This window comes from Enterobacter sp. 6722112 (assembly GCF_058661685.1).
On record NZ_JBZWGR010000006.1, the window covers coordinates 1 to 21,585 of the forward strand.

The following is a 21,585-nucleotide window of genomic DNA, read 5'->3' on the forward strand; positions in this document are numbered from 1 at the left end:
AGGAATTTTTGCAGCATGGACACAAAAAACGAGTAATTGTTGCGATGAGAGGATTATTGCGCCATGAGCAAATATAAATGACTTTATGCGCCATGAGGTTAAATATATTGTTCCTGCCGTCCGGCTGAACCCCGGGGCAGGGGATCAGCCGGGAAGGAAAGCGTCACGGTTCTGCTTTCCGGGAGAGGGTCTTTCGTTATTTCTTCAGGTACATCACTTCGTCACATTTGCCGATCATTTCCGCCAGCGTCGCGTACTGGTCTGCGTTATAGTGATTCATTGTATTTATGGTGTTTTTGCCAGCGCAATAAAAAGAGAAATCTCATCCCATCGTCTTTTTTCAGTACTCAATAAAGTCGGCGGAGTCATTTTTATGCTTTTCTCCGCCGGATTGCTCATTTCATCGTTGCTGCCGTTTTGGCAATAGTTAAACGCGGTTGCGAGCTCTGTTTCGTGTCTGGCGATAGTGGAATCGGGGGCGGGAAATGTGGCCCGCCCTGGGTTGACGTTATGCTTGAGGAATGGGCGGAACCACGCCGTCGGGGATCGGGTTTTCAAACGGTGTAACGCTCAGTTTCTCGGCCAATTCCGCTTTTGCCTGTGCCACCAGCGCCGGGTTCAGGAGCAAATCCACCGTTAATGACGCCATGGCTTCGGCCGCATAGGCGGTGCCTTTGTGCGCCGCAGGTGCCTTGCCCTGTGCTACCAGTTGCCAGGAGTGGGCGGGGGTGCCGATGGCGTAGGTGGCGGCACGAATTTGTACGGTTGGAACTACCCAGCTTACCGTGCCGACGTCGGTGGAGCCGATAAAGCTGTCGTCCGGGCTGTAAAGCGGATAGATACCCTCATGCAGCGATTCACCCGCTTTAGGTTTCACGCCAAAACGTGCGTAGGAGTTGGCAATATCTTCTGCACTCATGGCGGTTTGGAATGTGGCGGCAAATGCGCGATCCGCATCATCGAACTGAATGGGGCCAAGCGCCAGCAGATGTTCATGCATGCGCTGTTCCAGCGGTGCGTTACCCAGCAAGTTGGCATCGCCGCTGATCACTTCCCAACTCACTTCTGTTTCGGTCATCAGCGCGGCACCCTGTGCGATTTTCTTCACGCGTTTCACCAACTGGTGCAGTTCAGGCAACTGACGTGCCCGCACCAGATAGCGTACCGTTGCGTTGGCCTGAACCACGTTCGGCGCATGACCACCGCTGTCGGTGATGGCGTAGTGTACGCGCGCCGAGGACGGCATGTGTTCGCGCATGTAGTTGACGCCAACGTTCATCAATTCTACGGCATCGAGCGCACTGCGCCCCAGATGTGGGCTGCTGGCGGCGTGCGACGCGCGGCCTTTAAAGTAAAAATTCAGCTCGTTGCAGGCCAGAGAATCCGGGCTGTTAACACCGGTAAAGGTGGCCGGGTGCCAGCAGATTGCAATATCCACATCGTCAAACACCCCCTCTTTGACCATAAAGCCTTTAGAGGAGCCGCCCTCTTCCGCTGGGCAACCGTAAAAGCGCACGGTGCCGGGTAACTGGTGCTGTTGCAGATAATCTTTTACCGCAGTGGAGGCCTGCAATGCGGCGGTGCCGAGCAAATTGTGGCCGCAGCCGTGACCGTTACCCCCCGCATCGATAGGGCAAGGCTCCGCCACGCCCGCTTGCTGGCTCAGACACGGCAGCGCATCGTATTCACCCAGCAAGGCAATAACGGGTTTCCCGGAACCATATTCGCCCAGCAAGGCGGTTGGCATTCCGGCAATACCGGTTGTCAGGCGAAAACCTTCCTGCCTGAGCACGGCTTCATGCAGCGCCGCAGAACGGACTTCTTCATAGTTGAGTTCCGGTACATCCCAGATGCTGTCGCTAAGTGCGGTGAACTGCGGATTTTTCGCGGCAATCAGTTCGCGCAGGGCGCTAACGATATGGGTATCTATGGCGGGCAAGGTGTGTTGCTCTGATGGCGACGTCATGAATCAGGTGCTCCTGCGGTTATGACCGTGAATGCGGTGGGAAATAAAGAAGACGTGGCGTCAATCAGACGCCACGTTCGTGGTTCACATTAGGTTCGCGAGAGGGCGATCAGAGCGGGGTGGTGTCCATGCCGAACCATTTTTCACTCAGCTTTTTGATAGTGCCGTCTGTTTTAGCCTGGTCGATGGCTTTATCAAACATGGCCTTCAGCTCAGGATCGCTTTTACGCAGGCCGATGGAGGAACCGCTGCCCAAAATGCCGCCGATGAACTGCGGGCCCGCCATCACGATTTCGCCGTTTGATTTGTCAGCAGTATTTTTCATGTAAGGCGCAGAACCGATAACCAGATCGACGCGACCGGCTTTCAGATCCAGATCGTGCTCTTGCATGGTTTTGTATTCGCGCACGGTCATCATGCCTTTGAAATATTTATCCAACAGCGTGCTGGCGATCGAGGCAGACTGAACGCCAATGGTTTTGCCTTTCAGCAGCGGGCGCAATTTTTCCACTTCAGCGATGGCCGTAGCTTCATCTTTCTCATTGAGGGAAAAACGGGTGCCCAGATCCGGCAGCGATGCCAGCGGGCTGGATTTCAGCACGGCAAAGGTTTGGCCCGCCTGCGTGTAGGGCTGGCTGAAATCGATCACTTCACGGCGTTTCGGCGTGGCGGACATGCCGGAGATGATGGCATCAAACTTACCGGCGTTCAGCGCCGGGATGCTGCTGGCAAACGGCTGCACCATGATCTCGCACTTTACCTTCATGTTGTCGCACAGCACTTTGTACAGCTCAATCTCCATACCATCCAACGTGCCATCCGGCTTGGTGAAGTTGTACGGGTGGTATGCGCCTTCAGTGGCGATGCGCACGGTGCTCCAGGTTTTACCGGCTTCTGCCGCTGCATTGAATGACGTGGAGAGTGCGCCAGCCAGACAAAGCGCATAGGCGGCGGCAGCGAGTTTGGTTTTTATCATTGAGATATCTCCTGGTGGTTGTCTGTTGTGTTTTTAAGCGTTGTGCTCTTCATCATGGTGTTGATAAGCGTAGCGTGCTGTTACCAACTGGCAATAAACTGGCGGAAACGGGCGGACTGGCTCGCCGTAAACATCTGTTCCGGCGTACCTTGCTCTTCGATCTCACCCTGATGCAGGAACACCACGCGGTTAGACACCTCACGCGCAAAGTCCATTTCATGGGTGACGACCAACATGGTCATGCCTTCATCGGCCAACTGGCGCATCACGCGCAGTACTTCCCCGACTAATTCTGGGTCCAGCGCCGACGTGGGCTCATCAAACAGCATCACTTTGGGCGACATGGCGAGCGCACGCGCAATCGCGGCACGCTGCTGCTGCCCGCCAGAAAGGTGGGAAGGGTAGTAATGGCGTTTATCCGCCAGCCCGACCTTCTCAAGCAACTGCTCCGCATGCTCCTTGGCGTCCTGCGGGGCGCGTTTGAGCACATGGATAGGCGCTTCAATCACGTTTTCCAGCACGGTTTTGTGTGACCACAGATTGAAGTTTTGAAACACCATGCCAAGCTGGGTTCGGATACGATCGATTTGTTTCGGGCTGGCCGGACGATTTTGCCCTTGGCGATTCACTTTCATCGCGATGGTTTCGCCACCGACAATAATTTCGCCCTGATCGGGGATCTCGAGCAGGTTGGTGCAGCGCAGCAGGGTGGATTTGCCAGAGCCGGAGGAACCCAGAATCGAGACGACCTCGCCCTGACTGGCTTCAAACGAGATCCCTTTCAGGACTTCCAGTGAGCCGAAACGCTTGTGAATGTTGCGCAGGCTAATAGCGGCGGTACTCATGATGGATTTCCTTTCATATTCTTAACTTCAGCCAGTGACTGCGGTGTGCGCAGATACGGCGTCATACGGTGTTCGACAAAAGCCAGCAGGCGGGTGAGCACCAGATTGATCAGCAGATAAATCGCCCCCGCCACCAAAAACACCTCCAGCGCGCGGTAGGTTTCCGCAATCAAACGGGCTGCGATGCCGGTGATTTCCATCAGCGTGATGATGGACGCCAGCGAGGTGGATTTGATCATGGAGATCAACTCGTTGCCATAGGCAGGCAGAGCCTGACGAATGGCGAGCGGAAACACGATGCGGGTAAATATTTTCCAGGATGGCATGCCACAGGCGCGCGCGGCTTCGATCTGTCCGGCGGGCACCGATTGCAAACCACCGCGAATGATTTCGCTGGCGTAAGCGCCGGTGCACAGCGTTAACGACAGCAGCGCACACCAGTAAGGTTCACGCAGTATCGGCCACAGGACGCTTTCACGCACCCAACTGAATTGCCCCAACCCGTAGTAGATAAGGAACAGCTGCACCAGTAGCGGCGTGCCACGGAAGAACAGTACATACAGACGTGCAACTGATTGCAGCAGCCGACTGCCAGAAAGCTGCATCGCGGCCAGCGCCAAGGCTAAAAAGAAGCCGAGCAGCACTGAACCTACCGCGAGTTGGAGTGTGAGCGGTACGCCAGGAATAATTTCCAGGAAGGTTTCATAGAAAAAATTAACGTCCATTACCGTCTAACACCTCGCGAATAGTGTGCCTCCGCGCGGCGCATCAGCCAGCCGGAAAAAATCGAAATCACCAGATAAATCATGGCGGCAGCCATGTAGAAATCAAAGGGTTTGCCGGTAGAGCCTGCGCCGGTCTGTGACTGGGTCAGCAGTTCTGCCACGCCGGTTACCGACACCAGCGCCGAGGCTTTCAGCACCAGTTGCCAGACGTTGCCGAGTGCAGGAATGGCATGGCGCAGCAGCAACGGAACAATAATGCGGCGCAAGCGCAGCAGGGTAGGCATACCGCAGGCTTTGGCCGCTTCTATTTCACCTTTGGCGACGGCGTAGAAGGCGCCGCGGAACACTTCCGTTTGCTGTGCGCCCGAGGAGATACCCACGGCAATCACCCCGGCGATATAACCGGGAAAACCGATAAAACCGTTGTGCCCAAACAGGCCTGCCAGCAGCGTCAGTGCAGAGCTACCGCCAAAGTAGAGCAGGAAGATAATCAGCAGGTCAGGAATACCGCGAGTGACGGTGGTGTAGCATTCCGCCACAAAACGAAGTGGTCGATTGCCCGCTATTTTTGACCAGGCACCGATTGTGCCGATGAGTGCGCCCAATAAAAAACCGCCTACTGCCAATGCCAGGGTCATTCCTGTCCCCATCAGCAGCAATCTTCCCCAGCCATTCTCACCAAAACTGATGAGCTGCCAAAATGTCATTTGTTCCACGTGTTACTCCAATTTTCTTTTTGCAGGCATAACTCCGCGCGCGGCCTGAACGCTGCGGGTGGCCTTTGGCTGACATCCCTCGCATTGAGCAGAGTACTTAGGATGCAAAGCAATATTCAGGCCACGTTTTTATTATTGTTGAAACGATTAATTATGCATATAAATTGCTTATTAATCAGTATTTCATTTTATTGTTTTGATGACGACTCACACTTTAGGGGCAGTGAGTGGCGAAAAATGGCGTACTGGCACCATAATAGTGCATTAGAGTGCACCTCATTGGTGCGTTGGGCGATTTTGGTGCGACATTAGCGTCTGGCTGTCAGGGGTCGGTTCCGGCTGAGGGCGAAATGACACCCTAAGCGTTAGCTCTGTGTCGTTGCACGATGTCAGCGACGGTATTCTTGCTGATACCGAGCTCGCGTGCGATCCAGCGATAGCTGCGTCCCTCGGCCCTCATCGCAACCACCTTAGGCAAAAGTCGGTCTGATTTTGGTCGCACTCCGGCCTGACGACCAAGCCTCTTACCACGTGCCTTCGCAACAGCAAGGCCTGACTTGACCCGCTCGCTGATGAGATCCCGCTCAAACTCCGCAATGCCGGAAAGAAACGTCGCCAGCATTCGTCCATACGGCGACGGGCACTGTTGCAAATAGTCGGTGGTGATAAACTTATCATCCCCTTTTGCTGATGGAGCTGCACATGAACCCATTCAAAGGCCGGCATTTTCAGCGTGACATCATTCTGTGGGCCGTACGCTGGTACTGCAAATACGGCATCAGTTACCGTGAGCTGCAGGAGATGCTGGCTGAACGCGGAGTGAATGTCGATCACTCCACGATTTACCGCTGGGTTCAGCGTTATGCGCCTGAAATGGAAAAACGGCTGCGCTGGTACTGGCGTAACCCTTCCGATCTTTGCCCGTGGCACATGGATGAAACCTACGTGAAGGTCAATGGCCGCTGGGCGTATCTGTACCGGGCCGTCGACAGCCGGGGCCGCACTGTCGATTTTTATCTCTCCTCCCGTCGTAACAGCAAAGCTGCATACCGGTTTCTGGGTAAAATCCTCAACAACGTGAAGAAGTGGCAGATCCCGCGATTCATCAACACGGATAAAGCGCCCGCCTATGGTCGCGCGCTTGCTCTGCTCAAACGCGAAGGCCGGTGCCCGTCTGACGTTGAACACCGACAGATTAAGTACCGGAACAACGTGATTGAATGCGATCATGGCAAACTGAAACGGATAATCGACGCCACGCTGGGATTTAAATCCATGAAGACGGCTTACGCCACCATCAAAGGTATTGAGGTGATGCGTGCACTACGCAAAGGCCAGGCCTCAGCATTTTATTATGGTGATCCCCTGGGCGAAATGCGCCAGGTAAGCAGAGTTTTTGAAATGTAAGGCCTTTGAATAAGACAAAAGGCTGCCTCATCGCTAACTTTGCAACAGTGCCGCTGAATACCGCGTTTGTTTGTCGAGGCACGATGCGTTTTGCTGACGATGAATCACTGGGGTTTCATGATGTGGCGCTGCACCGCTATCGCGGACGGGATATCAGCCTGATTCCACAACATCCGATGACGGCGTTCGATCCGCTGCAACCCATCGGCAAGCAAATGGTGGAAACCCTGTGCGTGCATCTGGCGTTGCGACCCCGTGAGGCCAAAAGTTAGGAATAACAGAAGGTGAGTTAATCTTCGCCATTAAGACAACTGGGGTAATGGTGCCAACTTACTGATTTAGTGTATGATGGTGTTTTTGAGGTGCTCCAGTGGCTTCTGTTTCTATCAGCTGTCCCTCCTGTTCAGCTACTGAAGGCGTGGTGCGTAACGGTAAAAGTACTGCCGGACATCAGCGCTATCTCTGCTCTCACTGCCGTAAAACATGGCAGCTACAGTTCACTTACACCGCTTCTCAACCCGGTACGCATCAGAAAATCATTGATATGGCCATGAATGGCGTCGGATGTCGCGCCAGTGCACGCATTATGGGCGTTGGCCTCAACACGGTTTTACGTCACTTAAAAAACTCAGGCCGCAGTCGGTAACCTCGCGCATACAACCGGGCAGTGATGTCATCGTCTGCGCTGAAATGGACGAACAGTGGGGCTACGTCGGTGCTAAATCACGTCAGCGCTGGCTGTTTTACGCGTATGACAGGATACGGAGGACGGTTGTGGCGCACGTATTCGGTGAACGCACTCTGGCCACGCTGGAGCGTCTTCTGGGCCTGCTGTCGGCCTTTGAGGTCGTGGTATGGATGACGGATGGCTGGCCGCTTTATGAATCACGCCTGAAGGGAGAGCTGCACGTAATCAGCAAGCGATATACGCAGCGCATTGAGCGGCATAACCTGAATCTGAGGCAACATCTGGCAAGGCTGGGCAGGAAGTCACTGTCGTTCTCAAAATCGGTGGAGCTGCATGACAAAGTCATCGGGCATTATCTGAACATAAAACACTATCAGTAAGTTGGAGTCATTACCCAGCGCTCGTACCAGGGCCATAGCCTCCGCAACCTGACCATCGTAGTCACGCAGCGTCAGTGAACCCCCGAACAGCTGTTTTACCCGGTACATCGCCGTTTCCGCTATCGAGCGACGGTTGTAATCTGTTGTCCATTTCCACCGCGCATTACTCCCGGTCATTCGCTGATTAGCCACTGCACGGTTACGGTCTGCATATTCACCGGGCCAGTAACCCGCACCTTTTCGGGGAGGGATAAGCGCGCTGATTTTCTTACGCCGCAGTTCATCGTGACAGAGCCGGGTGTCGTAAGCCCCGTCTGCCGCGGCTGCCCTGATTTTTCTGTGAGTCTGCCGGATAAGGCCCGGGAAGGCTTCTGAGTCCGTGACGTTATTCAGCGACAGGTCTGCACAGACAACTTCATGTGTGTTGCTGTCAACAGCAAGATGCAACTTTCGCCAGATACGACGGCGTTCCTGGCCATGCTTTTTGACTTTCCATTCGCCTTCACCAAAGACCTTCAGCCCGGTGGAATCAATTACCAGGTGTGCGATTTCACCCCGGGTGAACGTTTTGAAACTGACATTAACCGACTTTGCCCGCTTACTGACACTGGTGTAATCCGGGCAGCGCAACGGAACGTTCATCAGGGCAAAAATGGAATCAATAAAACCCTGCGCAGCCCGCAGGGTCAGCCGGAATACGCGTTTAATCACCAGAACGGTGGTGATGGCGAGATCAGAATAGCGCTGGGGCCTTCCCCGTGATGAAGGCGTTGCCGATTCATACCAGGCCTGAATCGCCCCATCATCCAGCCAGAAAGTGAGGGAGCCACGGTTGATGAGAGCTTTGTTGTAGGTGGACCAGTTGGTGATTCTGAACTTTTGCTTTGCCACGGAATGGTCTGTGTTGTCGGGAGGATGCGTGATCTGATCCTTCAACTCAGCAAAAGTTCGATTTATTCAACAAAGCCACTTGGAAGCATTACCTTTCAGATGAATGACTAAGAACAAGAATAATTGTTAGTAGTAAAAATGATCTTTTTTTAATCGTATAAATTTACATTTAGCGCAAGCGCCCTTCACTTGTACTCTGACATTTTTACTTTGTTCTAGATCAATAAAATCGCGATTATTAGGAATGCGTTACAGTAATAAATTAACCCATAATTGGGGTCAAGGCAGCGGATGATAAGGCTTCAAGCGGGTTTAGATGTAAAAAAGCCCGACTGGTGATCGGGCTTTTTTACATCCAAAACTAAGCTGGTACTCAGATCTGGAATGGAACTATCTTTAACTGACGGTTGAATGATACCCCCCACTCTTTACTCTGATCAATCTGATTTACAAGAGCCAGCTAACACATTGATTAGACTCTGGCTGACTAACAGGTGGTGCTGAGTCAGTACCATTACCTGAGTGGAACTATCTTTAACTGACATTAAAGATTAAAAACCGAATGACAGAGTGGAAGGGTTCATTCGGTGTTCTACTCTCCAGAAAAGGAGAGAAAATGGAGACTCTTACAAAAGTCATCCAGGCTCTGAAAGCGCTCATTGTGCTTTTAGAGTTAATTCGCTGGTTCTTCTAACAACCAGCTCACCCAAGAGCCAGGATTCCCTGGCTTTTTTATTAACCAATCCTAGACCACTCGCCAATATGTCACATTAGGGTATGCTCTATATATACCACCCGAAAAAATACTGGCGAATGTTATTGTTACCACATAAGTGATACCATTATAAGCAAGACCACTTAAAAGTTACCAGAAGGACAAAATATGTTCGTTTTTGGTTACCTCCGGGCATCCACTTCAGAGCAGGATGCCAGCCGCGCAAAAAATGCGCTGAAGGCATTTGCAAACCAAAATGGCCACCGTATTGCTGGCTGGTATATCGATAATGTCTCCGGTACGACAATGAACCGTCCTGAACTGATCAGGCTTCTTGGTGATGCGGAACCTGGTGATGTGATTCTCATAGAACAGGTCGACAGGCTTACCCGCCTGGATGATGCAGGCTGGGAGACACTCAGAAAGCAAATTACCGATAAGCAGCTGGCCATCGTCAGTCTTGATCTACCGACCAGCCATCTGGCGCTATCCAGCACAGTAAGTGATGACTTTACCCGAAGCATGCTGAAGGCCGTAAATGGCATGATGCTGGATATGCTCGCCGCTATTGCCCGAAAAGATTACGAAGACCGTCGACGCCGTCAGTCAGAGGGTATCAGTAAGGCGAAAGCTGAAGGAAAATACCGAGGCAGGGTGGCCGATGCACAGAAACATGAATTGATACGCACTCTGCGTCTGGCCCACGGAAAATCACTGCGTGAAACAGCCCGGCTAGCTGGCGTATCAAAGATGACAGTAATCAGAGTCTGTAACGGCAATCATAAACAGGATACTGATTGACGATACTTATTCACGTTAGGTTCAGAACAAACAATTAAGCTTATGGAGCGAATATGGCTGAAAGAATATCTCAAAGAGAACAGGAGTTGTTGGAGGAATTCCTTTGTACTGTTCTGGATGATTTCAGTAAAGGCAGTATAACCCGCCATCAGGCTGTCAGCGGTATCGCGACATTATATACAGCTGCCGCAGAAGGACGGAGAGAAGAGGTTTTAGAATATCTGAGAGAGGGAAGAAAGTTGCTAAGGCAGTAATTGATGATGAGTAAAGATGGTTTAGGGAGGGGACCGAACCACCCCGGAACGGCCCCCTGAAGGAATGGCAATTCCGTTCACCGCCAATATTAGCTTTTTCCAGGCTGTGATAACATCTCCGGGTCATTTTTCAGAGCCAGGGCAGATGAAGAAGAAAAACAGCACACCCACTCCTCACGATGCCACGTTCAGGCAGTTCCTGACGCAACCGGATATTGCCCGGGATTTCATGGAAATCCACCTGCCTGCAGAGCTGCGAGCAGTCTGCGATCTCAGCACGCTGAAACTGGAATCAGGCTCGTTCGTTGAGGATGATCTCCGCCAGTATTTCAGCGACGTCCTCTATAGCCTGAAAACTACAGCCGGCGACGGCTATATTCATGTTCTGGTCGAGCACCAGTCAACGCCGGACAAACATATGGCTTTCCGCCTCATACGCTATGCGGTAGCCGCCATGCAGCGCCACCTGGAGGCAGGGCATAAAAAACTGCCACTGGTGATACCGGTGCTGTTCTATACGGGTAAGCGCAGCCCGTATCCGTACTCTACTCGTTGGCTGGATGAATTTGACGCTCCCGAGCTGGCAGGCAAACTCTACAGCAACGCTTTCCCGCTGGTAGACGTTACGATCATTCCGGATGATGAAATCGCTGGCCATCGCAGCATGGCCGCCCTGACTTTACTGCAAAAGCATATTCACCAGCGGGACCTGGCAGAACTGGTCGACCGGCTGGCACCCATCTTGCTGGCGGGATACTTGTCTTCATCGCAGGTGATATCGCTGGTACACTATATAGTGCAGGCAGGCGAAACATCCGACGCCGAAGCCTTTGTACGCGAACTGGCACAGCGTGTGCCGCAACACGGAGACGCACTTATGACCATCGCACAACAGCTTGAACAGAAGGGCATCGAGAAGGGGATTCAGCTCGGTGAACAACGCGGCATTGAAAAAGGCGAGCGCGAAGCCACCCTTAAAATTGCACGAACCATGCTCCAGAACGGCATTGACCGCAATACCGTCATAAAAATGACTGGTCTGACTGAAGACGACCTGGCGCAGATCCGCCACTAATCACCCTTTCCTGGCACTCCCTGTCTGGTCATCAGCGAATACTGGTGGGGCAGGGAGTCACCAGACTCAAGTTCAGCCAGCCACAGCGATTAAACAGCTTCATCACCTCGCCACATTCCCCCGTCAGACACGCTGTCAACGGATTTATCTGTAAAGCGACATAGAGATTGGCTCGTAAGAGATAAATGCCGTTCACACCCGCACTGAGCGCCACAGCATTCCGACCGGCCCCCAGTTAGCAGCTTCTCAGTCGGGCACAATCCAGTAAAAAAGCGATGAGTCATCGATGGAGATACAGGCTAGAAAAGTGCGGTTCTGGCTTGTTCATATCCCGGGTGATGCTGCCAACTTACTGATTTAGTGTATGATGGTGTTTTTGAGGTGCTCCAGTGGCTTCTGTTTCTATCAGCTGTCCCTCCTGTTCAGCTACTGACGGGGTGGTGCGTAACGGCAAAAGCACCGCCGGACATCAGCGCTATCTCTGCTCTCACTGCCGTAAAACATGGCAACTGCAGTTCACTTACACCGCTTCTCAACCCGGTACGCACCAGAAAATCATTGATATGGCCATGAATGGCGTTGGATGCCGGGCAACCGCCCGCATTATGGGCGTTGGCCTCAACACGATTTTCCGCCATTTAAAAAACTCAGGCCGCAGTCGGTAACCTCGCGCATACAGCCGGGCAGTGACGTCATCGTCTGCGCGGAAATGGACGAACAGTGGGGATACGTCGGGGCTAAATCGCGCCAGCGCTGGCTGTTTTACGCGTATGACAGGCTCCGGAAGACGGTTGTGGCGCACGTATTCGGTGAACGCACTCTGGCCACACTGGAGCGTCTTCTGAGCCTGCTGTCGGCCTTTGAGGTCGTGGTATGGATGACGGATGGCTGGCCGCTGTATGAATCCCGCCTGAAGGGAAAGCTGCACGTAATCAGCAAGCGATATACGCAGCGAATTGAGCGGCATAACCTGAATCTGAGGCAGCACCTGGCACGGCTGGGACGGAAGTCGCTGTCGTTCTCAAAATCGGTGGAGCTGCATGACAAAGTCATCGGGCATTATCTGAACATAAAACACCATCAATAAGTTGGAGTCATTACCCTCCTTTCAAAGGATCCCAGCAGGATCCTTTGGTTTTTCTCAGCCACAATCGCTCAACGTGAGTTTTCGTTCCACTGATCGTCGGCCCCCTATAAGGCTTCGCCCCCCATATCAAACCGGTAACTTTCAATCTTTCAAGACTATGTGTCAGATCCAGTCGCGACTAATACAATTTAAAACATAGTGATTATTTCTCTGACTATGCGTTTTTCGGGATGCTACTGAATATTTTATAACCCCAGGGTTGAAGAACCACCTGGCTGAGATTTTTAACATCTATTTCTTCTTTTGTGAACCAATCAATATAATATCCACTATATTCCTTCTCCTTGATTTTTATTGTCAATTTTTCTTTACTGAAGTTAATCATGGAAATAATGGCATGCCCATCTTTCTCTCTGGAGAAAGCAATAACTTTATCTTCATGATTATGGTTAATTCGTACCATCTCACCACCGTTATGAGCATTCCACAGGGCATGATTCACATGTTTAAGATGAAACAGGGTTTTGTATAATTCACCTATGTGGTGTTTCTGCCAGATTATTTCATCTTTTTCAAAAAATGGCAGAGAGCGCTTCAGTCCGGCTTCCTGCCCACCATAAATTAATGGCATACCTTTTACCATTACGGTCATAACAATCGCGGCTTCCAGACCCGAGCCAAAGTTATCAAATTGATTCCCTTCCCAGGCATTCTTATCATGATTTTCAATAAATGACATGCTTATTCCGTCAGCTGGAAATGCTTTTGTTTGGTGCGCCATCCATTCTATCAGCGGAGATAACTTTCCGGTATTAACCGCCAGTAGCATTTTGTCCCACAGGCTCCATGAATAGACCATGTCAAAGGATTTTTTCAGCAAATCCCGGGACTCCCATTCTGCCAGCATAAAAACGGGTTTTATCGCCTCAAGCTCTGCTCGGGCATTTTCCCAGAAATCAAGCGGGACAAAACCGGCGACATCACACCGGTATCCGTCGATATCAAATTCATCAACCCAGTATTTCAATGCTGCCGTCATGTACTGGCGTAATTCAGCATTGCCGTAATCAAACTCGATAATATCATCCCAGTCATACCAAGGTGTGGGCGTAAAATGACCTTTTCTGTCTTTTGAATACCATTCGGGATGAGTAATGGTCAATGTATTATCTCGAGAAGAATGGTTTGCCACCCAGTCGAGAATGACATACATCCCTTTGTCATGAATTTTTCTTACTAGCTGTTTGAGATCTTCATGAGTACCAAACTCCTCATTGACATCATAATAGTCGCGAACAGAATAACTACTCCCCAACGAGCCCTTACGAGCTTCGATCCCAACAGGGTGAATTGGCATCAGCCAAATAATATCAACACCAAGGGATTTAATCCTGTCAAGATGTTTTTCAAAGGAATTAAATGTCCCACCTTTAGTAAATTGCCTTATATTAACCTGGTAGATTGTGGCATTTTTCGACCATTCCGGATGCTTAACTTTTACATACTCATCAGGCTCATACTTGGATAATTTCTTTTCCATAACACACTCTTTTTTTAAAGTAATAATCAAAAGATATTATAAACCTCTCCTCTTTCAGTAAAATCCTCCTTTCGCTAGTATGTTGGGGATGAGTTAAATCTTATGACTTCACAATACAATGTGATAAAAGTCATGTTTCAGCCTTCTATTTTTGTGAGGTAACTCACATTATATAGATAAATTGAGATCATTATCACTGATTGTACATGGGGGGATGAGATCACAGGAGGAGTTAATCTGACGAATATTGATACAGGATCATACAAATTCAAATTAAATTGGAGGGAATCCCGATGAAAAAATCATTCATGCTTATTGCTGCCTGCGCTGCGTGGTACTCTGCAACCCCGTATGCGGCGATACAGGAAGGTAAACTGATCATTTGGGGAGGTAGTCTTGGTAATGGACGACAGGCTCTTGAGACTGTCGGAAAACGTTTTGAAGCCGATACCGGTATTCCTGTCACGGTGGAACAACCGAAAAATATAGAGGAAAGATTCCCCTTGGTGGCAAGCAGTGGTGGTGGTCCGGATATTGTTATATACGCGCATGACCGTTTTGGCGGGTATGCAAAGTCAGGTTTATTATACGAGGTTAATCCTTCCCCGGCATTCAAAGAGAAAATAGTCCCCTTTGCATGGGACGCCGTGAAGTATAACGGGAAGCTGATTGGTTATCCTATGAGTATAGAAGCGCTGACTCTGATCTGGAATAAAAAGCTGATTAAATCCCCACCTTCCACGTGGGAAGAAATCCCGGCAATGGATGATGAACTAAGAAAAAAGGGTAAAAAAGCAATTACATGGAATATTTCTGAGCCCTATTTTACATGGCCATTAATTGCCTCTGCGGGGGGGTACGTATTTAAAAAGACCGATAACGGTTACGATACAAGTCATGTGGGTATTGATAATGAAGGCGCAGTTAAAGGGCTGGAATTTATTGTGAATATGGTCAAAAGCGGACGTATTAGCCCAGATACGGATTATCCGCTAGCTGAAGCCAGCTTTAATAAAGGTGAAACAGCGATGATTATCAATGGCCCGTGGTCATGGGAAAATATTGGTACCAGCGGTATTGACTACGGTGTTACGGTACTGCCCACATTCCAGGGACAAAAGGCTAGACCATTTGTGGGGGTCGTCAGCATCGGCATTAATGCAGCCAGCCCTAATAAAGAACTGGCTGTGGAATTTATAGAAAATTATCTGATGACAGATGAAGGACTTACCACGCTGAATGATGCCGTTCCATTAGGTGCAGTTACACTGAAGAGCTACCAGAAAAAACTGGAAAAAGATCCGCGTATCCAGGCAACCATGCAGAGCGCAGAAAATGGCGAGATCATGCCAAACATTCCTGAGATGAGTTCATTCTGGTATGCGGAGAAAACCGCTATAATCAACGCAATTAATCAGAAGCAATCTCCAGAAAGCGCTCTTAATACAGCAAAAGAAAGGGTCCTAACTACTCAGCCATAATACATCTAGTGAGTTTATTTTCAAGACAGCTTAATCGAAATCGATGCCATGAGTGTCATTCATGCCCGGTGGGGCAAGAGTTACTGTATAGGCCAGAGACAATGTCCTGAGGTGGCCTCCCCGGCTATAACACCGGGGAGTTCAGCTATTTCAGATCACGCAACAGTTGGCTGACTGACAGGAACCCCGTTTCAGAAAGTAATCGTGATACGCGTGACGGTAACATCAGTTTGCATTCCAGCCAGATCACCCGAAAGTGACTTTCTGGGTAATGACTCCAACTTAATGATAGTGTTTTATGTTCAGATAATGCCCGATGACCTTGTCATGCAGCTCCACCGATTTTGAGAACGACAGTGACTTCCGTCCCAGCCTTGCCAGATGTTGTCTCAGATTCAGGTTATGTCGCTCAATGCGCTGAGTGTAACGCTTGCTGATTACGTGCAGCTTTCCCTTCAGGCGGGATTCATACAGCGGCCAGCCATCCGTCATCCATACCACGACCTCAAAGGCCGACAGCAGGCTCAGAAGACGCTCCAGTGTGGCCAGAGTGCGTTCACCGAATACGTGCGCCACAACCGTCTTCCGGAGCCTGTCATACGCGTAAAACAGCCAGCGCTGGCGCGATTTAGCCCCGACGTATCCCCACTGTTCGTCCATTTCCGCGCAGACGATGACGTCACTGCCCGGCTGTATGCGCGAGGTTACCGACTGCGGCCTGAGTTTTTTAAATGGCGGAAAATCGTGTTGAGGCCAACGCCCATAATGCGGGCGGTTGCCCGGCATCCAACGCCATTCATGGCCATATCAATGATTTTCTGGTGCGTACCGGGTTGAGAAGCGGTGTAAGTGAACTGCAGTTGCCATGTTTTACGGCAGTGAGAGCAGAGATAGCGCTGATGTCCGGCGGTGCTTTTGCCGTTACGCACCACCCCGTCAGTAGCTGAACAGGAGGGACAGCTGATAGAAACAGAAGCCACTGGAGCACCTCAAAAACACCATCATACACTAAATCAGTAAGTTGGCAGCATCACCCAACAGTGCCCCTAATCGTGTTCAGCAGAATAGCCGGAGGAAGTTTCCTACTGTCGATAAGAAAGGATTGGCACAGGGAGTGTGAATATCGAAACACCATCACAGAATAATGCCAGATAGAAATGCGATAGTAGGGTTGGATATTTAAATAAGGAGCATCCCGACTTAAAATGAATATGACTGCGTAACCAGGCGCAATAAAAAAAGCGAAAGAATCGCTTTTATTCTGGTTGTTTTTTCGAAGAGTGACCGTTTTCTGAGATGACAAGAAATAAGGAAGTCCTATGATCGCTAGCGGAATAGTTCAAAAACTGAATGCGCAAATGAATCAGGAGTTTTATACCTCAAATTTGTATCTTCAGCTCAGCCAGAGGTGCAGCGAGAATAGCCTTAATGGCACCGCACTATTTTTGCGTCATCAGGCGCAAAATACGGTGACGCAAATGATGCGCATGTACGAATACATCAAACAGAGCGGCGCCACGCCGGTGTTACAGGAGCAACACGCCCGGTGCGGTGAATTTTCCACGCTGGAAGATCTGTTTGGGGTCCACTTGGAAAACGGAATCTATGGTCACTCCCGTTTTTGCAACACCGATTTTGACGACAAGTTGGCTTGCTTGAATCTATCCGGCGTCTGAATGGGATTTTATTCCCGCGCCTTGATGAGTTCCGCGCCTGATGAACCTCCAGAAAATATACGGCTTCAATGAGCCTTTCCGTTTTACAGGTTCCTCAACAGGCCGGTGGGCCGTTAGTATCATCAATATCAGTATTCGCAAAACCAGATCAGTAATTCTTTAAACCGGTGTATTTCTGCCGTTATGCTACATAAGTTTGCTGTCGTGCCGTTAGGGCCCAGGCTATTCTGGCCAGCTTGTTTGCCAGAGCACAAGTGACGACAAAGTTGCTTTTCCGGCACAGTAAATCCCTGACCCAATCGGCCAATTTGCCAGACTGGTGTTCCAGTTTTTGTATGAATACCCTGGCACATTGAACCAACAAAGTTCGGATCTTTTTATTACCTCGCTTACTAATTCCCAGCAATGTCGTCCTACCTCCCGTGCTGTACTGCCGAGGTACAAGCCCTGTTGCCGCCGCAAAGTCACGGCTGCTGGCGTACTGCTTCCCGTCGCCAATCTCAGTTGAAATAGTACTCGCTGTCAGTGTTCCGACGCAGGGAATGCTCAGCAAGCGCTGTCCAACCTCATCTTCGTCCAACTTTCGTTTCAACTGGGATTCCAAATCTTTAATCTGCTCAACAAGATAGTGATAATGCTGTTGTAATTTCAGCAATAACTGGCTGAGGTAAAGAGGCAAACTATTATCCTCAAGAATGGTACTCAGTCGGCTAATAACGGCAGCTCCTCGGGGAACGCTAATGCCAAATTCCAGCAGAAAAGCATGCATTTGATTGGTTGTTTTTACCTTATCCTGAACCAGGGATTCACGGACACGATGCAGAGCCCGCATTGCCTGCTGAGATTCCGTTCTGGGCTGCACAAAACGCATAGACGGACGCGATGCAGCTTCACAAATAGCTTCGGCGTCGACAAAGTCGTTTTTATTGCTTTTAACGAACGGGCGGACAAATTGTGGTGATATCAGCTTTGGGGAATGCCCCAACTCTTCCAACTTGCGTGCCATAAAGTGAGAACCGCCACAGGCTTCCATTGCGATGGTTGTAGCGGGGCATGTCGCCAAAAATTCGATCAACTTTGGCCGGGTAAATTTTTTACGGTAAACAGCCTTGCCGCGACGATCCTGGCAATGAATATGGAAAGAGTTTTTACCCAGATCGATACCAATGAGCGCAATGTTTTCCATGATAGTTCTCCGAATGAAAGCCTGTCCTCAGCATAGTACCGGGAAGGAGGGAGTGACCATCTCATTAAATAAAGCACGCTAAGCGTGCGTGGAGGCTGGCACCCAGCGGTACAGCGTCGGAATGGACACGCCGAGGTTCTTGGCCACGTCCTTGGGCGGCACCCCGCTGGCCAGCAGCTTCTTGGCCGACTCGATCTTGCTGTCGGTCATCTTCGGCTTGCGGCCGCCTTTGCGGCCGAGCTGCTTGGCGACTTCCAGCCCGGCGCGGGTGCGCTCGACGGTCAGCTCGCGCTCCATTTCGGCAAGGCTCGCCATGACGTGGAAGAAGAACCGCCCGGATGGTGTGCCGGTGTCGATGGAGTCGGTGAGGCTCCTGAACTGGACACCGTGCTTGTGCAGATCGCCGACCAGATCGACCAGTTGCTTGACCGACCGGCCCAGCCGGTCGAGCTTCCAGACGACCAAAGTATCGCCTTCGCGCAGCATTTCGAGCGTCTTGGCCAAGCCAGGCCGGTCTGCCCGCGTGCCACTCACCTTGTCCTCGAAGACCTTTTTACATCCGGCCTTGCTCAAGGCTTCGCGTTGCAGCTCCAGGTTCTGATCCTGCGTCGAGACGCGCGCATAGCCAATCAACATGGCTTGTCTCGCGCCCGGTCGATGCGTTCCTGCATCGCCTGCATCACTTCTTCGTGGGTGTACGATCTGGCGTTGGCGTCGGTGGCTTGCCGCAGGGCTTCCTCAACCTCGCGCGTCATCCGCTCGTAATCCTCCGGCCACAGCGCTTGCTCCATGCGCAGCGACGCCTGACCCAGCAGGTGCAGCAGGCTGAACAGCCGCATGTCGTTGGTGGCGACGATGCGCTCCCGAATCTGCTCCTGAATAGCTTCGCTAGCCCGATGCGCTTGTGGTGTGGCAGTCCCCTCGTAGTCAGCGGGGAATTCCGCTTCCTCGGCAATCCTTGCCCAGGCGCTGGCCAGCGCCTCGATGGTTGACGTGCTCATTTCCGCCGCTCCTGTGCTCTTTGGCGAATCAACCGGCCAAGGGGCCTCGACGCGAAAACCAGCAGCATCACGCCTATCGGATACCAGGTCGAGAAGACCACCAAGGCATCGAAGGCTGGCCGTCCGGTGTTGGTAGGCAGTACGGCGGTCACAGCCATCAACCCGCCGACCGTCCAGATGATGCGCCACACGTAGGGCATCACGCGGGGCACGTAGCCGTCATCGAAAGCGGTCTGGTAGTAGCGGCGCAGGCCGCGCTCGGCAAGCGCCTGGCGCTGCCGCTCCGACAGCGCATCCGTCCGGCCATACCAGCGCCGGAATGGTGGACAGCGCAGCAGCAAAGGGGTGAAGAGGATCATCACCGCCACGATCGCGACACCCCACGCCATGACGGCGCCGGCATCGGGCCGCTTGGCGTTCTCGATCACGGGCGCGAAGACGCCCGGAGCACCGATCATCCAGAACAGCGCAATGTGCTGATGGAAGGAGAGCTTCATTTGCTCATCCACTTGCGCAGCAGGCGCTTTTTCAGGGAGGCGCGTTCTTGCGGGTTGCGTCCCTTGTGATTGGCGATGCGATCCGCCGTGGCGGCCTGGCGCTTGACGGGCCAGTAGGAGCGGCCATCCTTGCCCATCGACCAGACGCTGCTGGCCTGGTTTTCCAGCAGGGGCAGATGGGCGCTCAGGGCTTCGGGCGACGCGCTGGTCAGCGCCGTGCGCTCACGGGTGCGCCAGCGCTGATGCCAGAGCTTCTTGTCCTCGCGCTCGCTGCCGCAGGTCGTGTGCCCGACGATGGGTGTTTTGCGGCGGCTGCGGCTCATAACGTAGTGGTCTCCAAGAACATTCAGGACTGATCCCAGGCGTCGATGGTCAAGACCTGATCGGCAGGACAGGCGGCTACGCGGTCGGGAACTGGATGGTGTTCAGTCTCATGCCGACCCCATTCGATTGATCGCGTCGCTTGCGGCACGCTGCGACGCAAGGAGGTTTGCGACCTGGTTTAGCAGCCGTGTCCGCTGCATGTCTGTTACCTATCTCCCCGACCGCTCATTGGACCAACTCCAGAGATTGGGCTCTATCGCTCAGCCAATACGAAACCGGCATTGGCTGATGCCACAACCGAGACGAACACAAATGGCTCGGTACCTGTATTTCGCGCCCCGTGCACTTGGCCCGGTCTTGCCACGGCTATCTCACCTTCCCTGAGGGCACGAACAATCCCATTGCCCTGAAAGTAATCAGCCATTCCCGACAAAACAGTCCACGTGTCTTGGCCGTGAGGATGAATGTGAGCCGCAATTTCCTGCCCGGGATGGACATGCCAAACCACGATAATTGAGTCTCGGGTTTCAAGCACAACGGAACGAATAGGCTCGCCTTCGGACGGCTGAACATACTCGGCTACAGAAAATATTCTCGATTCAACAGTCATCGGAGATCCCTCTTTCACAGTTGTCGTTACGGTCTTCATCGTCGGCATCCTGACGCACGGCGGGCAATTGCTGGAGCAACGCCGGCAGCCATTCCTGTACCGTCTCCCACACCACATCGAGGTTGATGTCGAAATAGCCGTGAGCCATGCGATTACGCATATTGCGCATGCTGCGCCACGGCACGTCGGCATGCGCCTGGGTGAACTCGACGTAGCCATCCATCACCTTTGAGGCCGCCTCGCCGATGACGATCAGGCTCATGATGACGGCCTGCTGGGTGCGCTTGTCGGCCAAGAAGTCGTCCTTGGCCATCCCTTCCACGAAGCTGCGCGCATCGGTTGCGGCCTGCTGAATGTGGTCGAGGTAATCGGGCAGGCGGTTCTCGCTCATATCGGTTGCGCCTCCGCGAGCACCTTGGCCCGGAACTTCGGCGGCAGGTCGCCGGGAGTCAGCAGATCGACGTCAACGCCGAGCAGCGATTTCAGTTCTTCTTCCAAATCGCCCAAGTCCAACAACGTGGCACCGGGCAGCGCATCGACCAACAGGTCGAGGTCGCTGCCATCCCGGTCGGTGCCATGCAGCACCGAGCCGAAGACGCGCGGGTTCGCGGCGCGAAAGCGGCCTACCGCTTCACGCACTGCGCTTCGCTTCATGTCAAGCACAACAGACGGTCGCATGCGCATCCTTTCTTATCGAAACTCGTTGAGATGATATGCAATCAAGAATAGAATTTCAAGAACTAT

The 21,585-nt window shown here is 52.0% G+C and carries 27 protein-coding genes and 2 pseudogenes; 10 read left to right on the forward strand and 19 right to left on the reverse strand.

Translation table 11 applies throughout. From position 1 onward, the window contains the following. Window positions 1-144: 144 nt before the first annotated feature. From AC4OVU_RS01200 to AC4OVU_RS01230, 7 genes and pseudogenes are all read right to left on the reverse strand, one after another. Window positions 145-268, reverse strand: a pseudogene (locus AC4OVU_RS01200) (GGDEF domain-containing protein); the annotation flags it as partial. Between the two features lie 240 nt (window positions 269-508). Then, entirely contained in the window at window positions 509-1,966 is a 1,458-nt protein-coding gene (locus AC4OVU_RS01205) for a M20 family metallopeptidase (RefSeq protein ID WP_491928596.1), read from the reverse strand. A 109-nt stretch (window positions 1,967-2,075) separates the two neighbouring features. Beyond that, the gene (locus tag AC4OVU_RS01210) at window positions 2,076-2,942 is read right to left on the reverse strand and encodes a transporter substrate-binding domain-containing protein (protein ID WP_057072971.1); all 867 of its coding nucleotides are present in this window, start codon (window positions 2,940-2,942) and stop codon (window positions 2,076-2,078) included. 80 nt (window positions 2,943-3,022) lie between these two features. After that, entirely contained in the window at window positions 3,023-3,787 is a 765-nt protein-coding gene (locus AC4OVU_RS01215) for an ABC transporter ATP-binding protein (protein WP_057072961.1), read from the reverse strand. Next, entirely contained in the window at window positions 3,784-4,512 is a 729-nt protein-coding gene (locus AC4OVU_RS01220; RefSeq protein WP_057072996.1) for an ABC transporter permease, read from the reverse strand. The genes AC4OVU_RS01215 and AC4OVU_RS01220 overlap by 4 nt, the downstream gene beginning before the upstream one ends. After that, the gene (locus AC4OVU_RS01225; RefSeq protein ID WP_080377932.1) at window positions 4,512-5,228 is read right to left on the reverse strand and encodes an ABC transporter permease; all 717 of its coding nucleotides are present in this window, start codon (window positions 5,226-5,228) and stop codon (window positions 4,512-4,514) included. Before AC4OVU_RS01225 ends, AC4OVU_RS01220 begins: the two co-directional genes overlap by 1 nt. A 358-nt stretch (window positions 5,229-5,586) precedes the next feature. Beyond that, the gene (locus AC4OVU_RS01230; RefSeq protein ID WP_071885314.1) at window positions 5,587-5,940 is read right to left on the reverse strand and encodes a recombinase family protein; all 354 of its coding nucleotides are present in this window, start codon (window positions 5,938-5,940) and stop codon (window positions 5,587-5,589) included. Here AC4OVU_RS01230 and AC4OVU_RS01235 point away from each other — a divergent pair. From AC4OVU_RS01235 to AC4OVU_RS01245, 3 genes are all read left to right on the forward strand, one after another. Next, window positions 5,931-6,635 (forward strand): IS6-like element IS26 family transposase, encoded by a 705-nt coding sequence (locus tag AC4OVU_RS01235; protein WP_427823741.1) that lies wholly within the window; start codon window positions 5,931-5,933, stop codon window positions 6,633-6,635. The two genes, AC4OVU_RS01230 and AC4OVU_RS01235, sit on opposite strands and share 10 nt — an antisense overlap. Window positions 6,636-6,640: 5 nt before the next feature. Next, on the forward strand, window positions 6,641-6,907 hold the full coding sequence (locus tag AC4OVU_RS01240; RefSeq protein ID WP_491928597.1) for a hypothetical protein: 267 nt from the start codon (window positions 6,641-6,643) through the stop codon (window positions 6,905-6,907). Window positions 6,908-7,005: 98 nt separating this feature from the next. Next, window positions 7,006-7,703, forward strand: a protein-coding gene (locus AC4OVU_RS01245; RefSeq protein WP_223814698.1) for an IS1 family transposase whose coding sequence is annotated in 2 segments (ribosomal slippage) — window positions 7,006-7,255 and window positions 7,255-7,703 — 699 coding nt in all. Because the reading frame shifts where the segments join, the coding sequence is not laid out codon by codon here. On the opposite strand, the gene AC4OVU_RS01250 is transcribed toward AC4OVU_RS01245, so the two are convergent. Beyond that, on the reverse strand, window positions 7,638-8,639 hold the full coding sequence (locus AC4OVU_RS01250) for an IS5 family transposase (RefSeq protein WP_491928598.1): 1,002 nt from the start codon (window positions 8,637-8,639) through the stop codon (window positions 7,638-7,640). The two genes, AC4OVU_RS01245 and AC4OVU_RS01250, sit on opposite strands and share 66 nt — an antisense overlap. Before the next feature lie 571 nt (window positions 8,640-9,210). Between AC4OVU_RS01250 and AC4OVU_RS01255 the strand changes: the two genes are divergently transcribed. From AC4OVU_RS01255 to AC4OVU_RS01270, 4 genes are all read left to right on the forward strand, one after another. Next, window positions 9,211-9,288: a hypothetical protein gene (locus tag AC4OVU_RS01255; RefSeq protein ID WP_487250413.1), complete on the forward strand. Its 78-nt coding sequence runs from the start codon at window positions 9,211-9,213 to the stop codon at window positions 9,286-9,288. Between the two features lie 189 nt (window positions 9,289-9,477). After that, complete coding sequence (locus AC4OVU_RS01260; RefSeq protein ID WP_042005150.1) at window positions 9,478-10,110, forward strand: recombinase family protein; 633 nt, start codon at window positions 9,478-9,480, stop codon at window positions 10,108-10,110. Between the two features lie 53 nt (window positions 10,111-10,163). Further along, a complete protein-coding gene (locus AC4OVU_RS01265) occupies window positions 10,164-10,364 on the forward strand; it encodes a hypothetical protein (RefSeq protein ID WP_045358108.1) in 201 nt (66 codons plus the stop codon). A 145-nt stretch (window positions 10,365-10,509) separates the two neighbouring features. Further along, complete coding sequence (locus tag AC4OVU_RS01270) at window positions 10,510-11,439, forward strand: Rpn family recombination-promoting nuclease/putative transposase (RefSeq protein WP_040113343.1); 930 nt, start codon at window positions 10,510-10,512, stop codon at window positions 11,437-11,439. Here the strand turns inward: AC4OVU_RS01270 and AC4OVU_RS01275 are convergent. Then, a pseudogene (locus AC4OVU_RS01275) lies at window positions 11,436-11,668 on the reverse strand (DUF2913 family protein); the annotation flags it as partial. The gene AC4OVU_RS01270 and the pseudogene AC4OVU_RS01275 sit on opposite strands and share 4 nt — an antisense overlap. A gap of 160 nt (window positions 11,669-11,828) precedes the next feature. On the opposite strand from AC4OVU_RS01275, the gene AC4OVU_RS01280 reads away from it, so the two are divergent. After that, a protein-coding gene (locus tag AC4OVU_RS01280; RefSeq protein ID WP_223852547.1) for an IS1 family transposase occupies window positions 11,829-12,526 on the forward strand; the annotation gives its coding sequence in 2 pieces (ribosomal slippage) (window positions 11,829-12,078 and window positions 12,078-12,526; 699 coding nt in all). 214 nt (window positions 12,527-12,740) lie between these two features. Here the strand turns inward: AC4OVU_RS01280 and AC4OVU_RS01285 are convergent. Beyond that, window positions 12,741-14,066 carry an alpha-amylase family glycosyl hydrolase gene (locus AC4OVU_RS01285; RefSeq protein ID WP_004098825.1) on the reverse strand — a complete coding sequence of 442 codons (1,326 nt, stop codon included), beginning with the start codon at window positions 14,064-14,066 and terminating at the stop codon, window positions 12,741-12,743. 293 nt (window positions 14,067-14,359) lie between these two features. Here AC4OVU_RS01285 and malE point away from each other — a divergent pair, with 293 nt between their 5' ends. Continuing rightward, window positions 14,360-15,547 carry a maltose/maltodextrin ABC transporter substrate-binding protein MalE gene (gene malE, locus AC4OVU_RS01290; protein WP_049258900.1) on the forward strand — a complete coding sequence of 396 codons (1,188 nt, stop codon included), beginning with the start codon at window positions 14,360-14,362 and terminating at the stop codon, window positions 15,545-15,547. A gap of 282 nt (window positions 15,548-15,829) precedes the next feature. Here the strand turns inward: malE and AC4OVU_RS01295 are convergent. Next, a protein-coding gene (locus AC4OVU_RS01295) for an IS1 family transposase (RefSeq protein ID WP_223335778.1) occupies window positions 15,830-16,527 on the reverse strand; the annotation gives its coding sequence in 2 pieces (ribosomal slippage) (window positions 15,830-16,278 and window positions 16,278-16,527; 699 coding nt in all). 339 nt (window positions 16,528-16,866) lie between these two features. Between AC4OVU_RS01295 and AC4OVU_RS01300 the strand changes: the two genes are divergently transcribed. After that, complete coding sequence (locus tag AC4OVU_RS01300) at window positions 16,867-17,223, forward strand: ferritin-like domain-containing protein (protein ID WP_491928599.1); 357 nt, start codon at window positions 16,867-16,869, stop codon at window positions 17,221-17,223. A gap of 181 nt (window positions 17,224-17,404) precedes the next feature. On the opposite strand, the gene AC4OVU_RS01305 is transcribed toward AC4OVU_RS01300, so the two are convergent. The 8 genes from AC4OVU_RS01305 to AC4OVU_RS01340 all read right to left on the reverse strand — a co-directional run bounded on the left by AC4OVU_RS01305 (window position 17,405) and on the right by AC4OVU_RS01340 (window position 21,519). Then, complete coding sequence (locus tag AC4OVU_RS01305) at window positions 17,405-18,409, reverse strand: IS110-like element IS4321 family transposase (RefSeq protein ID WP_000427623.1); 1,005 nt, start codon at window positions 18,407-18,409, stop codon at window positions 17,405-17,407. Window positions 18,410-18,487: 78 nt separating this feature from the next. After that, the gene (locus AC4OVU_RS01310; protein WP_003100847.1) at window positions 18,488-19,045 is read right to left on the reverse strand and encodes a recombinase family protein; all 558 of its coding nucleotides are present in this window, start codon (window positions 19,043-19,045) and stop codon (window positions 18,488-18,490) included. Next, window positions 19,039-19,410, reverse strand: coding sequence for a hypothetical protein (locus AC4OVU_RS01315; RefSeq protein ID WP_003100853.1), 372 nt, complete (start codon window positions 19,408-19,410; stop codon window positions 19,039-19,041). The genes AC4OVU_RS01310 and AC4OVU_RS01315 overlap by 7 nt, the downstream gene beginning before the upstream one ends. Continuing rightward, window positions 19,407-19,907, reverse strand: coding sequence for a hypothetical protein (locus AC4OVU_RS01320; protein ID WP_003100856.1), 501 nt, complete (start codon window positions 19,905-19,907; stop codon window positions 19,407-19,409). Before AC4OVU_RS01320 ends, AC4OVU_RS01315 begins: the two co-directional genes overlap by 4 nt. Then, the gene (locus AC4OVU_RS01325) at window positions 19,904-20,230 is read right to left on the reverse strand and encodes a hypothetical protein (protein ID WP_003100858.1); all 327 of its coding nucleotides are present in this window, start codon (window positions 20,228-20,230) and stop codon (window positions 19,904-19,906) included. The genes AC4OVU_RS01320 and AC4OVU_RS01325 overlap by 4 nt, the downstream gene beginning before the upstream one ends. A 254-nt stretch (window positions 20,231-20,484) precedes the next feature. After that, window positions 20,485-20,841, reverse strand: a complete 357-nt coding sequence (locus AC4OVU_RS01330) for a cupin domain-containing protein (protein ID WP_003465043.1) — start codon at window positions 20,839-20,841, stop codon at window positions 20,485-20,487. Beyond that, a complete protein-coding gene (locus AC4OVU_RS01335; protein WP_155023875.1) occupies window positions 20,831-21,232 on the reverse strand; it encodes a HepT-like ribonuclease domain-containing protein in 402 nt (133 codons plus the stop codon). The genes AC4OVU_RS01330 and AC4OVU_RS01335 overlap by 11 nt, the downstream gene beginning before the upstream one ends. After that, complete coding sequence (locus AC4OVU_RS01340) at window positions 21,229-21,519, reverse strand: nucleotidyltransferase family protein (RefSeq protein ID WP_001247892.1); 291 nt, start codon at window positions 21,517-21,519, stop codon at window positions 21,229-21,231. The genes AC4OVU_RS01335 and AC4OVU_RS01340 overlap by 4 nt, the downstream gene beginning before the upstream one ends. Window positions 21,520-21,585: the final 66 nt, after the last annotated feature.